7 protein-coding genes are annotated in these 15,637 nt (G+C 44.0%); 3 read left to right on the top strand and 4 right to left on the bottom strand.

Annotated elements, in window-relative coordinates; genetic code table 11:
* The first annotated feature begins 426 nt into the window (after nucleotides 1–426).
* Together LZG71_RS22940 and LZG71_RS22935 are read left to right on the top strand one after the other, a co-directional pair.
* Nucleotides 427–1,785 carry an acyl-CoA dehydrogenase family protein gene (locus LZG71_RS22940; RefSeq protein ID WP_233824357.1) on the top strand — a complete coding sequence of 453 codons (1,359 nt, stop codon included), beginning with the start codon at nucleotides 427–429 and terminating at the stop codon, nucleotides 1,783–1,785.
* Nucleotides 1,786–2,571: 786 nt separating this feature from the next.
* The gene (locus LZG71_RS22935; RefSeq protein ID WP_233824356.1) at nucleotides 2,572–5,874 is read left to right on the top strand and encodes an ExeM/NucH family extracellular endonuclease; all 3,303 of its coding nucleotides are present in this window, start codon (nucleotides 2,572–2,574) and stop codon (nucleotides 5,872–5,874) included.
* Between the two features lie 278 nt (nucleotides 5,875–6,152).
* Here LZG71_RS22935 and LZG71_RS22930 read toward each other — a convergent pair whose 3' ends face one another.
* The 4 genes from LZG71_RS22930 to LZG71_RS22915 form a co-directional block, all read right to left on the bottom strand.
* Nucleotides 6,153–7,991, bottom strand: a complete 1,839-nt coding sequence (locus LZG71_RS22930; protein ID WP_233824355.1) for a RagB/SusD family nutrient uptake outer membrane protein — start codon at nucleotides 7,989–7,991, stop codon at nucleotides 6,153–6,155.
* Nucleotides 7,992–8,025: 34 nt separating this feature from the next.
* Nucleotides 8,026–11,553, bottom strand: coding sequence for a SusC/RagA family TonB-linked outer membrane protein (locus LZG71_RS22925; RefSeq protein ID WP_233824354.1), 3,528 nt, complete (start codon nucleotides 11,551–11,553; stop codon nucleotides 8,026–8,028).
* Between the two features lie 195 nt (nucleotides 11,554–11,748).
* Entirely contained in the window at nucleotides 11,749–12,948 is a 1,200-nt protein-coding gene (locus LZG71_RS22920) for a FecR family protein (protein WP_233824353.1), read from the bottom strand.
* A 140-nt stretch (nucleotides 12,949–13,088) separates the two neighbouring features.
* Nucleotides 13,089–13,670: an RNA polymerase sigma factor gene (locus LZG71_RS22915; RefSeq protein WP_233824352.1), complete on the bottom strand. Its 582-nt coding sequence runs from the start codon at nucleotides 13,668–13,670 to the stop codon at nucleotides 13,089–13,091.
* A 532-nt stretch (nucleotides 13,671–14,202) separates the two neighbouring features.
* Here LZG71_RS22915 and LZG71_RS22910 point away from each other — a divergent pair.
* On the top strand, nucleotides 14,203–15,561 hold the full coding sequence (locus tag LZG71_RS22910) for a hypothetical protein (RefSeq protein ID WP_233824350.1): 1,359 nt from the start codon (nucleotides 14,203–14,205) through the stop codon (nucleotides 15,559–15,561).
* Nucleotides 15,562–15,637: the final 76 nt, after the last annotated feature.

Below are 15,637 nucleotides of genomic sequence, written 5' to 3'. Positions count from 1 at the left end.
AATTAAAAGGGTTTTGTAAACTTTTGTTGCTTGCATAGTTTATTTAAGCAGATATATCTTACCAAAAGTTACAGAAGATCCCACTGGAGGGCTTTTGTCAACTTTGTTGCTTTTGTGGTTCAATTGTTTACCACAAGAGAAACAATTGAAATTAAAAGGGTTTTGTAAACTTTTGTTGCTTGCATAGTTTATTTAAGCAGATATATCTTACCAAAAGTTACAGAAGATCCCACTGGAGGGCTTTTGTCAACTTTGTTGCTTTTGTGGTTCAATTGTTTACATCAAAAGAAACAAGAGAAATCAAAAGGGTTTTCAAAACATCTTCGCTGTTCTCCTCCAAGATTTATTCCCAAAAGCAAGAGATTTCTCTTCACCGGGTCTTTTATCAAAAGCAACAGATTGTTTTATACTAAAAATGATAAACAAATGGGCATTTTTGAATCATTCTCTCAGTTACGATCATTACTTAAAAACATAGATATTGCTGCGGTAGCAAAACTTTCCAAAAAGGTGGACCTCAACAAATTGATGGGAGCCGTTTCCAAAATGAATGAGGAAGATCTTGCCAAGATGCTTAAACTCATGCAGTCAGGATCAGGAAGCAAACGCCTTCCGCCAGCGGTAAACGGAGATTTTTATGAACTGACCAAAACGCTCACTGAAGAAGATCGTGCAGTGCAGCTAAAAGTGAGGAATTTCATGGAAACCGAAATAAAACCGATTGCGAACGAGTATTGGAATAAGGCACATTTTCCGATGCACATCATTCCGCTTATGGCGAAACTGGATATTTGCGGACTTACATATAAGGGTTACGGATGTGCGGGACGTTCGTCGCTATTGGAAGGATTCATAGCCATGGAAATGGCCCGGATTGACTCGTCGATCTCAACGTTTTTTGGCGTGCATAGCGGTCTGGCGATGGGCTCGATATATTTGTGCGGTTCGGAGGAACAAAAGCAATACTGGTTACCGATCATGCAAAGAATGGAGATCATCGGTGCATTTGGTCTCACAGAACCGGAAGTAGGTTCCGCAGCAGCGGGTGGCCTTACCACCACTTGCGTAAAAGTAGGCGACGAATGGGTGCTGAACGGACAGAAAAAATGGATCGGTAACGCCACATTTTCGGACATTACCATCATCTGGGCACGAAATCCAGAGGACAATCAGGTGAAAGGCTTCATTGTTCGGAAAGATAATCCGGGTTTTAAAGCTGAAAAAATGGAGGACAAGATGGCCCTGCGAACTGTTCAGAATGCGATCATTACACTCACGAACTGCAAAGTGCCGGAATCGGACCGATTACAAAACGCCAATTCGTTCAAGGACACGGCCAATGTATTACGCATGACCCGCGCGGGTGTCGCCTGGCAGGCAGTTGGCTGCGGACGCGGCGCCTATGAACTTGCCTTAAAATACACCATGGAGCGACGACAATTTGGCCGTCCCATTGCCAGTTTTCAGCTTGTCCAGGATTTGCTCGTGACCATGCTGGGTGACCTCACTGCCATGCAAACGATGGTTCACAGACTTTCACAATTACAGGACGAAGGCGATATCACCGACGAACATGCATCGCTGGCGAAAGTATTTTGTACTTTGAGAATGCGCTCCATCGTCGATCATGCCCGTGAACTTTTTGGTGGAAATGGGATATTGCTGGAATACGACATCGCCCGATTTGTAGCAGACGCCGAGGCAATTTATTCTTACGAAGGAACCAAGGAAATCAACTCGCTCATTGTGGGCAGAGCAATTACAGGAGAAAGTGCTTTTGTGTAATACATGATTTTTGCTTCAATTCACCTTTTTTACATTACGGGTGTTTTAGTCTCCACAAACATTCTCTCGGAACAAATTCAACCATCGTTTGTAAGCGCGCAAACGATGGTCTGATAGCGGATTGTGTAACGGAGTCTTCTCCGTCAGAAAATCTTCAAGGCGACTGCGAATTACAACTATCAATTCGTGTACCTCCTGAAGTTTGCCCACCCTCTTTCTGGTTTTCGCTTCCCGGCGTAATCTGTCTTAAATAAAATTACCCATCGCTATTCGCCAAACTAACGCCGGCGTTTCAATAAGAATTTTTAGCTTTCCCGGCGTCGCTTCTCTAATAAACTCCTGTTTACAACTGCCCTCACTTCACCTTTTCCCCGATTGTCTTTGTACCTCATAAAGTATTAATATGAACATAAAAAGAAATAGATCGAGCATCACTTTTATGGTTTTAACTTGTTGATCCAAGGCATTTCAGATAGGTATGATACGCCCGGATCACACCTGTTGTTGCAGGTTCTGCACACACAATATCATGTAAAGTCAGCCCGGATTTAAAGAAATCAGACTGGCACCTCTTTGGATCGTTTGTGGGGACACAAACGATGGCCCGTGCTGACTGCCAATGTTTGTGTCCCCACAAACATCTATTTACTTGCTGCCAAAACCCGGATCGTTTCCGAAGACACGAGCGGATGAATCAATCAGAATGTTCATACTGGCTTAACATACTAGAGAACGACCATTTATAACTTTACCAATTAATAACATTTTGTACTCTAAAACAGGTTTATGAAAAAAATCCTACAAAGTCAAAAGTTGCATCTCTGTCTCTTCCTGGTATTACTTACGGGCTGGGCGAATTTGCTCAAAGCTCAAACAAATCCTGCTGGACAAGACTTACCATTCTCCTTTAGCACCATATCGGCATCCACTTTACCTGCCGGAATTGCTGTGCACAGTTTTGGAAATAGTAGCGCAGGGACAACCGGCGCAATCCCTGTTACAAGAACCTTGGCACCAGCCATACTTGATTTAGGATATAGCACCAACAATACAAATTCCGGAGGGTGGCTTGGCAGCGATAATGGAATAGCCATGCTTGCTTCAAATGCTCAAAAGGCAGGAGCGGTAGTGCTTGCAATTAACACGACGGGCAAGTCCAATATCAAAGTCGAATGGACAGCACGAGCCATTTATCTTCAAGATAGCCGGGACAACAGTCTTGCTCTTCAGTATAGAATAGGAACCGCAGGTAACTTTACAGATTTGGGTGATGCTTCTCACGTTTTCACTACGACTGGAAAATCCGCAGGAGACAATTCTTCTTTTAGTTTGATTTTACCAGCGGCTTTAGAAAACCAAAGTGTGGTACAACTCCGGTGGGTATATTGGGAATCAGCAGGGACCACTGGCTCTCGTGACAGAATAGCATTGGACGATGTTACTATAGCCGAAGATGTACCAACTGGACCCGACGAAACACCACCTACAGTTTCAGCGCTGAGCCCATTAAATGGCGCAATAAACGTACAACCCAATACTGACCTCGTTGTCACCTTTTCAGAGAACATTTCCAAACTGGTTGGAAATATCAATGTCACCAATACTACAGATAATACCCTCCAGACCATTGATGTTCTTTCCAATGGTGTCACAATAAGCAATAATACACTAACCATCACTGGCTTAACTTTTGAACACAGCAAAACTTACACTGTAACGCTTGATGCCGGTCTGGTGGAAGACACCCCCGCAGGCAACGACTTTGCTGGTTTATTGAACCCGGCAGACTGGACCTTTTCTACAACGCCTTCTCCGGGAACGCCAACTTTAATCAGTACCATTCAGGGCACGGGGAATGCGGCAATTGCAGGTACATACACAGTTGAAGCTGTTGTAACGGGAGTTTACAATACGCTAAGCCCGGCAGGTTTTTACATTCAGGAGGAAGATGCCGACTGGGATTCAGATGTGAATACTTCTGAGGGAATTTTTGTGGTTCAAAACAATCCGACTGTTTCAATTGGCGACCTCGTACGTGTTACAGGGACAGCGCAGGAAAATAGCACCACTCCGTCCTTTAATCAGGCTGTGATTATTAATCCGAACATATCCGTTGTTTCTGCGTCCAACCCGCTTCCGTCATTTACTTTGATTGACAAGGCAGCTTATACAAACTCAACTGCCGAAAAATATGAAGCAATGCGTGTAAGCATCACGGGCGAGCTCACGGTTGCCGATAACAGCTCACTTGCTTCATTTGGAGAATTGACACTCTCCATGGACGGAAGTATTTTCAACCCAACACAAATTGTCGATCCAAATGATAACCCGGCAACAGGAACTTCAAGTACAGGAACATCCAATGTAGCGGCAGTAAACGCCTACGCAACTGCAAATGCAGATAAAGTCATTGTTTTGGACGATGGATCGGGTGTTGCACCAACTATACTTCCATACATTGATCCTGTTTTGAAAACGGTCCGTGTCAACAGCACCACATCAGGTGTAAAAGGAATATTGGGATACGCTTTTAACAAATACCGCATTCAGCCATTGCCGGGAGCAGATGCTCCTGCGTCGTTCACAGTTACTCGTCCGGCTGCTCCAACGTTTCCTACTTTGGATGTTAAGCTTGCAAGTTTTAACGTTCTGAATTATTTCAACGGTGATGGTCTTGGCGGAGGTTTTCCTACATCAAGAGGAGCATTGACAGCCGATGCTTTCGCCATTCAAAGAAGCAAAATCATTGAGGCCATCGCACAGATAAATGCAGACGCAGTTGGACTTATTGAGATCGAAAACGACGGTATCGGTGCAAATTCTGCAATTCAGGATCTTGTGAATGGGCTGAATGCAAAAATGGGTACAGGCACTTATTCCATTATCAACGATGGAGCAACCATTCAGGATAACAATACTGACTTGATCAGATGTGCTATCATTTACAAATCAACTGTGTTGACGCCTGTTGATGACGCAAGATTCGCAAATGTTGAACCACTTCAAAGACCATCTTTGGTACAGGGTTTTAATGCAAAAGCTAAAAATGAAAAGTTTGTTTTCATTGTAAATCATTTCAAATCCAAAAGCGGTACCGGAAGTGGAATTGATGCGGATCAAAACGATGGGCAAGGTAACTTCAACGGTCAGCGTAAGAAGCAGGCAACCGACCTTGCTAATTTTATCCAAACCATTTCAAACGAAGCTGGCGGTACTGACCGCATCGTTAGCGTGGGAGACTACAATGCTTACTACGAAGAAGATCCAATGGACATTTTCAGAGCAAATGGCCTGATCGTGCCAAGTGCCGCTACCGAACATTCTTACCTGTTCGGCGGAGCGCTGGGTTCTTTGGATCACGCAGTGGTTTCTTCGACAATGAGCAATCTCGTAAGTGTAAAAAAATGGAACATCAACTCCAATGAGCCACTTGTTTTGCAATACGCCAATACTGCTTTTACTGACGCAACTAGTCCATTCCGCTCATCGGATCATGATCCGGTCATTATCGGTGTGGATTTTTCGGGATCACTTCCCGTTCGGCTTCTTTCGTTTAAGGCGCAGCAACTTGATAATCAAGTCAAAATCAGCTGGTCTACGACATCGGAAACCAACAACAGTCACTTCACAGTAGAAAGGTCTGCGGATGCAATTCAGTTTGAAGAAATTGGTGTCGTAGACGGCGCAGGCGATAGTTTTGCTGTTAAAAATTACAGCCTGACCGACAGCAATCCATTGAGCGGGACATCCTATTATCGTCTGAGACAGACTGATCTGGATGGTACATTTACAAATTCAAGGATCGTATCCATCAAATTTGACGGCTCTGTTTTAAACCAGTTTTCAGTCTATCCCAACCCGGTTTCAGATCATCTCAATCTGAAATTCGACCACACTTTACAGGAAAACGCACTGCTTCGTTATGAAATCGTCAATCAGAATGGCGTGAAGTTATTTGAAGGAAGCGGAAATATTTCTGAAATAGGAAAGCGCATAAACAAAGTTATTCCGGTTATTAAAACCGGAATTTATATGATCCGGATTGGAGACGGCAACGGATCGAACGTGGTTCGGTTTTTGAAGCAGTAGGTTAAAATTTCAATATCTTTTTGTGGTAAAGCGCAACGTCTTCATGTGAGGCGTTGCGCTTTTTTCATTGCCAATGTTTGTGTCCTCACAAATATCTTTTTGGCGCCGATGTTTGTGTCTTCACAAACATCTGTTGCGTGTCCTATGATCGTTTGTGGGGACACAAACGATGGCGAAAAAACACAAACGATGGCAGAAAACCCCGAAATGCACATTCGGGGCTCTTTCTGGTTCTCCTTCCGGAGCGTGAAGTTTCTATAATCCAGAATTTTCCACCACTACCAGCCAGGATTTTGTACAAGTTTCGTGCTTTTTTGGAGTGCTACCAGCGGCACAGGAAAAAGGTAGTTTTTACGTTTCCAGATTCGTGTCTGGAATTTGACCCGCTGGTCAAAAGCAGCTGCATTTCCTGCTGAAAACTTACCATGAAAATCTCCTCCCAGCCCTCCCTCTCCGGGTTCATTTTCGGCAAGCATCCAGCGTTTCACATCGAAGTATCGCTGTCCTTCCGTTGCGAGTTCTATCCTGCTTTCAAGCTGAATCGCTTTTCGCTGTAACTCCTGATTTCCTTTTATGGCTGGATTAAGCACTTCCAAATCTGGCAATCCTGCTCTCGTTCTCACCAAGTTTACATATTTAAGTATGTCGGCACTTCCCGGCTCTGCTTCATTGAGAGCTTCTGCATAAATTAGGTAAAACTCCGCCAGGCGGAATATATAAGATGGTCTGAAACGGGAAGTCACGCCCGGTACCCTTTTGTGAACGGTCCTGTTGAACCTTTTGTAAAGCATAAAACCGGACATTGGATAATAGGCTTTCGTTCTGTCTGCATTTCCTCCCAGATGGAATGTTACTGTATTATTGGTGATGTGCCATTTACGACCGGAGAAAAATACTGTGTTGTAAAAGCGCGGTTCACGGTTGATATACATGTTGTTTACATCGGAACCGTTGAAAGGCGAATAGCCCTCTTCCTTATACAGAGGTGATTTTTTCAAATGGGCTTTATCTTTAATAGGCAGTCCGTCTTTCATGTAAAAGTCATCAACAAGCTCCTGTACCACAGCAATATCTCCCTGTCCGTTCTGCTCGCTTGTAGGTGTCGCACGCCGATCGAAGCTACTGCCATCCATTCCTCCCCAGCTGTTTTTGGCGGTTGCCCAAATCACTTCTGAATTATATTCCTGAAATAATTCGTACACAGAACGCTCAGGATCGAGCACACCATTCGTGTAGGCTTTGTACAGATCATAATTGCCCGCTTCGGCAAAGGTGATAAAATCCTTACAGGCCTCTGCCGCCTTTTTCCATTTGTTAGCGTCTCTGGCAGGGAACAGCGGCGTTCCTTCCGAAGTCTTCAATTGAAACCCTTCTTCAAAACCACCATTAAACAATGGACTGGCTGCATATACCCAAAGTTTTGCCCGCAATGCCAGGGCCGTACCTTTCGTTGGAACAGCCCGGAAGTTCTCATTGGAATGGTAATTCCCCTGATGCATTCCCTCCATGGCCAGAAGCAATTCGCGGTCTATAAAATTTACGACCTCATCAATCGGCCTGCGTTCATAATCCAGCTCGTCGGTCAGGTTCAGCGATTTTTCGACAATGGGCACCGGACCATACATTTCGAGAAGCAGATAGTAATAAAATGCCCTCATGAATCTGGCATCGGCAATGTAGCGGTCAATATCGGCCTTTGTGAGTATCTGAGCGTTTACTCCGGCACTGGAAATCGGTTTGGCATTTTCTATGAAAATGTTCGCCTGCCTGATGAGGTTGAACAGCGCAGCCCAGCGGTGGAAATTGTTGCTGGCGGAGTTCCATTCTGAATAAATACCCGCATTCTGAGCGCCTCCTGCTGTTTCCGTAAATACTTCGTCGGCCATGGAAGTCCATGGGTTTTGGGTACCTGAGGCATAGTTGAGGTTGTGAATCGAAGAATAGTCGGGGACACCATCAAATATTTGAGAGTACCACCGTTTGGTATAGGCCACATTATTAAACACATCGTTTATTGATGTAAGCCCTCCTGCAAGCTCGTCGGACACGTCCAGAAAATTGGTACAGGAACCAAAAAACAGACAGATGGACAGTACCAGGTTTTTATATATTTTCATTATTAAAGATTTTTTCTGTTTGAAAACTCATTTTTCAGAAGCTGATGTCCAGACCAAGAGATAGTGTACGCGGAAGCGGATAACTCATTCCTGCATTGTTGTTTCCTGTTTCAGGATCCCAATATTTTATTTTATCCCAAACAGTTAGATTATAACCCATCATGTACACCCGCATGTTCTGCGCTTTAAATTTGGTTACGAATGATTTCGGGAGGTTATAACCTATTTCCAGATTTTTGAATCTCAGGAAACTACCGTTCCGCAGCCACCACGTACTTGGTTCCTTATTCACGTTACGCTCATAACGCTGATGCAAGCGAGGCATAACCACATCCTGGCTCGGGTTGTCTGGCGACCACCTGTCGAGCATAAAAGTCCGGTAGTTAGACTTGTCGTATCCCCAGTTGAATGGAAAGAATGTACTATTTCCATTGCCAAGCAAAACCGAAGTGTTGCCAGTTCCCTGAAAAAATGCACTCACATAAAAACCATTGTATTCCACATTGGCTCCAAATCCGTAACTGATTTCAGGCTTATAAGGATGCCCGTGCACACGCTTTCTGTCAAATGCGTCTATAACCCCATCCTCGTTCAGGTCTGTGAACTTGATATCGCCCGGTCCCAGATTATTTTGCAGTGCAACAGTTGGCAATCCTTCTTTTAACTGATAAGAATAGGTACCGTTCGTATTCTGTGAAATATGGAAATCGTCGTTGGTGTAAAGGCGCTCGGCAATAAAAAGCGTATTTTCGTTCACCCTCGTTCCCGTAAGATTCATCCATGGGTGTGGCTGTGGCAATTCATCATATTCAAGTATTTTATTACGTGAGAAACTGAACGTTCCCCTCATTCCAACTTTGAATTTACCCCAGGCGTGCCTCCCGTTCAGGCTGCCATCCACTCCCTGGTTTCTCACTGCACCATAGTTATCCCAGGGCGCCGCCCAGAAACCTGCCGTTCCGGGGATCGTTCTGCGTTGCAGCAAAATGCCTGAACGATTTGATCTGAAATAGTCAACTACGAGCTCAATCTGATTGCCAAACAAACTCAGATCCATCCCGACATTACCTTTGTTTTCGATCTCCCAGTGTATGTTTGGGTTTTCAAACTGCAAGTCGTTTATCCCTGTTCCCAAACCGTTGGATCCTCCTCCGGAAGTAATTCCCTGATTAAAATTATATCCGTCTGTTCTGAATGTAGGTCTGTATAAAAACCGGGCTGTTGTTTGCGTATAGTTGTTTGTGGTATTATCATTTCCGGTGCGCCCCACAGACACCCTCAGCTTCAATGACGAGATACTTCGCTTTAATGCATCCGGGAAAAAGGGTTCATTTGAAATGAGGTAACCTAACCCGACCGCGGGAAAGAAGCCGAAGCGGTGATTTTTGGCAAAAGTCTCACTTCCGGTATATCCGAAGTTCCCCTCTATAAAATACCTGTCCGAAAATCCATAGGTGGCTCTGCCGACAATTCCCTGCTTGCGGAACGCAAGTGCCTGGTCGTGATACTGCATTTCCTTCTGCATGTAAAGCAGCATACCGCTAAATGTATGATTTCCTATTACCTTCTTGTAATTAAGAGAACCCTCCATGTAGATCTTCTTAATCGCGCTGTTTCCCTCTGCCGGTTCGCCCATATCAGGATTTCCCGAAACGGACTGATTGAATACCAGGTTTCCGTTTTCATCTCTCCCGGTTGCATAATAACGATTCGGATTGAAGCTCCTCGTGGAAGAAAATGTTCCGTCATAATCAAAGCTGATTTTTGCATTTGCATGCAGACCCGGTGTAATGAAATCCAGCTTTTGAGTCAATCCTACACCAGTCTGAAGCAATGCGTTCCATTCCTTTTTATATCCCGAGTTGAAGAGTTGGTTGTAAGGATTTCTGTTGTTATCATCGTTTTCAGCCGGATAGGTTGCAAGGGTACCGTCGCTGTACACCGCCGGAAAAATATACGATGGGGTATTCAGCATCATACTGAATATATTCGGCGCATCTACACCTGCCCAGTTCCTATTCAGATATTGCCCGCTGATGTCGACATTTAACAAGGTTGTCGGCGTAATATCCATGTCAATATTACTTCTCAGGTTGTACCTTTTCAGCCCAATGTTGGTTTCATATCTGTTCAGAGGATCATTTTTAAAAACCCCGTCTTCTGCGAAATATGCACCTGATACAAAGTAACGGGCCTTTTCCGTACCACCTCTGAAATTGAGCGTATAACGCTGGTTGCGATTCACTTTGGTAAGCATTTCATCCAGCCAGTTCGCATTTGGATAAAGGTCGCGGTCTTCCCCGCTCTTATATTTAGCAATGAGTTCCTGTGAAAACATGGGACTCAAGCCGTCATTGGTTAAGGCTTCATTGGTCAGTTCCAGATATTGCCACGACTCCACAAATTCAGGTAATCTGGTCGGTGTAGAAAAGCTGTGCTCTGTTCGGAAAGTGATTTGCGGCTTACTTATTCCTCCGCGTTTGGTAGTCACCAGAATAACACCGTTAGCACCTTCCGCTCCATATACTGCCGTTGCAGCAGCATCTTTCAAAACCGAAAAAGTTTCGATCTCATCCGGCTCAATATTGCTAAAAGAGCGCGGGACGCCGTCTACCAGCACAAGCGGAGCAGTTCCACCTGCAAAAGTACTTACGCCCCGGATCCAGAATTCGGCGTCATCACGCCCTGGTTCTCCCGTCCGTTGTATACTCATCAGGCCTGCCATTTGTCCAGCCAGGTTATTTGTCAGGTTTCGGGTGGGGAAAGTGATCTGATTGCCATTCACCGTACTGATGGAACTGACAACGTTGGCTTTTTTCTGCGTGCCGTAACCGACTACAACCACCTCATCCAGTGCCTTATTGTCAACCTGCAACACTATTTTAAGAGCTGTCTGATTGGTAACCGGCACTTCCTGGGGAGCATAGCCAATAAAGGAAAACATAAGTACCGAAGTACCGTCATCAGCAACCTTTATTGAAAAATCCCCTTCGACATCGCTGGTAGTCCCGTCGTTACTTCCTTTGACCCGAATACTTACACCTGGCAAACCCTCTCCTTTTTCATCCAATACTTGTCCCTTTACTTCAATCTCGGCTTTCGGAGCAAGTTGGTTCCGCTTGTTCAGCGGGGTGGATTTTACGGGCGTCTCCGTTTTTCGGATTACAACGGTGTTGTCCACCACTTTGAAAGCAAGAGGCAAACCTTTGAATGTTTCTTTCAGAGTTTGTTCAATAGAAGCATTCCTGAGCACGATACTTGTTTTCAGGTCACGGACATCATTATTGTTGTAAAAAAATACGTAACCACTCTGTCTCTCTATGGTTTGCAGTATTTTTTCAATCGAAGCATTCTTCTCCCTAAGTGTAATTGGCTGGGCAAAACCGGCCGCCTTTACCTGGATCAGAAACACAGTGAGTAAAAAAGTGATCAGTTTCAGTTGCATAACAATCTTTCGCTTTAATGCCTGCGAGTCATACCTCTGCCTCGTGCCAATTTGAGATGCATCTTCGAAATAGGCCAGCCCGGCGGGCATAGCATTTCCATTCGTAATAAAATTCATTACATTTACGATGTTTGGGTTAACAAGATGTGAAAATTGATTCCGGCACTGCCGGTTTTAGCCTGAATTGTACCGTAGATATGGTTGCAACATATCTGCGGTTTTTCATTTCAGGAGTAGCTGGCGTCAGGGGCTGCGTAGATTTCTGATCATGATTTTTTAAGGATTTAGTTATGAGTCATTCTTAATTTTAAATCAGGGATTCAGCACAATTCGTGCATTAACATCCTTTTTATCTGTCGGCTCCACCTGCACATTTACTCCGCTAAAACGTAATATTTCAACGATTTGGGAAAGATTTGCTGTCCGGTGAATTTTCCCTGAAAAGGCTTTACTTTCAATTTCCTTTTTGTACGCTACTTCCACATTGTACCACCTTTCAACCTGCCGCATTACCGCAGGCACATCGGCATTATCAAAATAGAACAAGCCGTTTTTCCAGGCCACCATTTCTTCCGCATTCACTTCCCGGGTTTTTAGCATGTTATTTGCTCCGACAAAGGATTGCATGCCAGGTTTGAGTTTTACAACATCCCGGGAAGAATCCCCGATTCTGTAAACCTCCACACCGCCTTCGAGTAACGTGGTTCGGATGTTTGATTCGTTTGGATAAGCGTTTACATTGAAGTGAGTGCCCGTCACTACCACTTCTTGCTTACTATCTATTTCCACCACAAATGGATGTTTGGTATCCCTGGCAATCTCAAAATAGCATTCACCTGTCACCCTCACTTTTCGCTGGGTCCCTTCAAAAAATGTGGGATAGCTTAAAGATGACATTGCATTCAGCCACACCTTACTGCCGTCGGGCAACACAACCCGGTACTGCCCTCCTACCGGTGTCGAAATCCGGTTTACGCCCGCTTCGTTTTTATCAGTTTCAATTCCTGACGAGGTATATCGGAGCTCTCCATGCCCATTGGACCGAATGGAAACCTTTCCCTCCGTTGCCAGATATCCTTCACTTTTGTTATCAAGTGTGATGGATGTTCCGTTCGACAAGGTCAGAATCGCCCTGTCCGAGCCAGGAGCAACATCCGTGGGAGCTATCGCGATCTGATGTTCATTTTTTGCAAAAAACCGTTCCGATTTATAAACTAAAATTCCCAGCACAAACAAGACAGAAGCCGCTGCAAGCAAACGGAAGACACTTTTGGACCAGAATGGTTTTATGATATTTTCTTCCTTTGCCCGGATTCTTGCTGTAAGGAAAGCTTCCATTTCATTTTCCAGATCGGCTTTTTCGCCAACGGTATATTGATCCAGGATGTCGGACTCTTTGTCAAAGCGGTCGTAATACTTTTCGACAAACTTCTTTTCAGCAGGAGACGCGATTCCATCTGCATAACGGTTCAGCATTCGGAGCAAATCTTTCTTAGCAGAATTCTCTTTCATAGTCACAAAATCATGATTCAAAAATCGGGGGCGTCGTAGATAAAGTAAAGTATCTCTTATAGATGTACCAAAATGAATGCAATCTCCCATGGGAAGATTAAAAAAATCATCCTTTTTTACAATTAAAGAAAATAATTGACTTAAAGACCTAAAAATGAAGATATTACCTCTGCCAGAAGAATTTTATCGAAGTGAGATTTAATGGCCGTTGTAGCGGTATGCAACTGGTTTTGAACTGTCTTTTGACTTATTTGCAAATGCCCGGCAATCTCCTCCGTTGACTTGCCATTGAAGTAATGCAGGATAAAAATTTCGCGTCGTTTCTCAGGCAGCGCATCAATCCATAACCTGAGCAGCTCTTTTACTTCGTTTCCAATTAAGGTATCATCCGTGCGTCCTGCTGATACAATATCTGTTTCAAACAGATCTGTCATAGCCGAATGATCCGGGGCAGCTACCGATTGCCTAATTACCTGGAAACGAACCGCGGTATGCAGATATGCCGGAACATTTTCGATTACCACAGCTTCTCGCCTTTCCCATATATCTGTAAAAATATTTTGAACAACATCCTGAGAAATATCCCTGTTTTTGAGCCTCTTATATGCATTATTGAACATGCTCTGCCAATGCCTGCGGTACAGTGCACCGAAAGCTGCCTGATCGCCAGTCTGAATCAGATTGAACAGTTCATTGTCGCTAAAAGTATTATAAAGCTGCATAGCCAAACATAATATTCGAGGATAAAGATAAATTTATACAGACAAAGTACTACATAAAGGAATCAATTTTATTTTATATACATACGGTTATAGCTACCGTTCGTGTATTTAAACAACTTACAGTTAGAAAATTGCCTATCTTCAAATCAATATTGATATGCGAACCCCGAAGATATGGCCTTAGCAATTTTTATATCGATCCTTATTTTTGCCTGGTACTGCTCAAAAGAAGCGGGCAAAAGCAAACCAAACTGGAACAGGGCTCTTGTGTCGGCAATGATGTGGCCTTTTACATTGTTTTACAAAAACAGGTAATTTCCTGCCTGGTCTTAAAGACGCCAATTTCCTTTGACACCATTACTTCATACCGAAGGTATAGTCGTCAATCTTGAATTAGATACCTGGGGATTTATCAAAAAGTAAGCCGACACCTTGTTCTAACATCATATCGTGTCCTTCGTAGAATTTTCCCTACTACCTATCCAATATTTTAGGTCTTTTTGTACCTTTCGTTTTTAACTTTTTCTTTACAGTGACCGAAGAACCTTTACAAAAAGAACATCTGCATCCTCAGCAGGAAGAAAAGCTACGTGACCTTACCTCTCAAAGCTGGAACCTCGAACTGGTTATTTCCGGGGCCGCATTGTTCGCTGTTCTGCAATTGCCGGACTTGCTGGATGTTGCGTTTGACTATTTGCGGTTTAACATACTGAGTCACACCACAGGTATAATAGGCGTCTTTCCTTCGCTGGTGTTCAGCATGATGAAAGCGATCTGCTACATACTATTTGCAGCATTTCTTACAAATTTTGTAATGCGTGCTTTCTGGGTTGGACTGGTTGGCCTGCTGAGCGTATACCCGACAGGAATACATTACGACCGTATTCCATTTACATCAAAGTATGCGCAGGAGCAGATGTCCGGTAAGTTTGGCTCGCTCCAAAATTACATTATCCGGCTCGACCGCCGCTGCAACATTGTGTTTGCTGTGGCATTCCTCTTCACTTTTTTCTTTATTCTTATTGCGATGGGGTACCTTGTTGCCATCATCGTTTATACCTACATCCGCCCCTTGATTCCTGATGATTACATGCCTTTTGTAAAACTGCTATGTTATGCTCTGGCAGGTATTTACCTTCTGGCATCGATCATCCTTAGTTTGCCGGCTGTAAGAGCCACGCCAACCGGAGCTCGTTTAAATTATAAATTCTCCACAATACTTCAGTTTTTATATTGGGGCACTGCCCGGCCTTCCGGCTTTATCGTCAATACATTTTATAGCCATATACCGTCGAAAAAGCTTGTCAGGAACATGGCATTTATGCTTGTTGGTTTTGTCTTGATCATGACGGTGAATTTGTTGATCGACATGTCCCGTCAAAATCAGCGATTTCTTGTTTTCAATGGCCGGCATTTGTTTTCCGCCCGTGTTGACAGCGTATTTGTGGACGCCAATTCTTACGACAACCAACGCCCGGAAGGGCAGTATGTAAGAACGGCGACCATACAATCGGATATTGTTCGCGAGCCGTTTATTCGCTTATACATCGCATATCCAAAAGCACTGGATACCCTTTTAACTGAAATTAGCAAGGAACCCGTCTGGAACGAGACCAAGCCAATTGCTGAGCGCCGACGCGAATATGCAGATTGGAGCAGTCAACAAATAAATAGCCTCATACAAGTTCGGGTCAACGATTCATTGTATCAGAATCCTGGATTATTATTTACGCTTCACGATAAACCAACACAACATGGCTGGCAGACGGTACTGATGCCAAATAATCTTATCACGGGGCGGAACACCTTAAAGATTAGCATTCAACCAAAAAACCCGGCAAAACCCACGACAATTGCTACCATCCCATTTTGGTACGCGGCAGAATTATAGAAAAGATTCATTGTGGTGACGATCCCGATGGTTCCGGCCTCCAACCGTTTACTGGTAAAATCATTGTAAACATCAG

The organism is Dyadobacter sp. CY312, assembly GCF_021390535.1.
Taxonomy (GTDB): domain Bacteria; phylum Bacteroidota; class Bacteroidia; order Cytophagales; family Spirosomataceae; genus Dyadobacter.
The sequence above is the reverse complement of the archived record's forward strand: the minus strand, read 5'-3'. Positions and strand labels throughout refer to the sequence as shown.

What these genes read in the sequence shown, in the direction of transcription:
- LZG71_RS22935 (WP_233824356.1), top strand. Translation starts at nt 2,572, where the DNA reads ATGAAAAAAATCCTACAAAGTCAAAAGTTGCATCTCTGTCTCTTCCTG.
- LZG71_RS22925 (WP_233824354.1), bottom strand. Translation starts at nt 11,553, where the DNA reads ATGAATTTTATTACGAATGGAAATGCTATGCCCGCCGGGCTGGCCTAT.
- LZG71_RS22930 (WP_233824355.1), bottom strand. Translation starts at nt 7,991, where the DNA reads ATGAAAATATATAAAAACCTGGTACTGTCCATCTGTCTGTTTTTTGGT.
- LZG71_RS22920 (WP_233824353.1), bottom strand. Translation starts at nt 12,948, where the DNA reads ATGAAAGAGAATTCTGCTAAGAAAGATTTGCTCCGAATGCTGAACCGT.
- LZG71_RS22940 (WP_233824357.1), top strand. Translation starts at nt 427, where the DNA reads ATGGGCATTTTTGAATCATTCTCTCAGTTACGATCATTACTTAAAAAC.
- LZG71_RS22915 (WP_233824352.1), bottom strand. Translation starts at nt 13,670, where the DNA reads ATGCAGCTTTATAATACTTTTAGCGACAATGAACTGTTCAATCTGATT.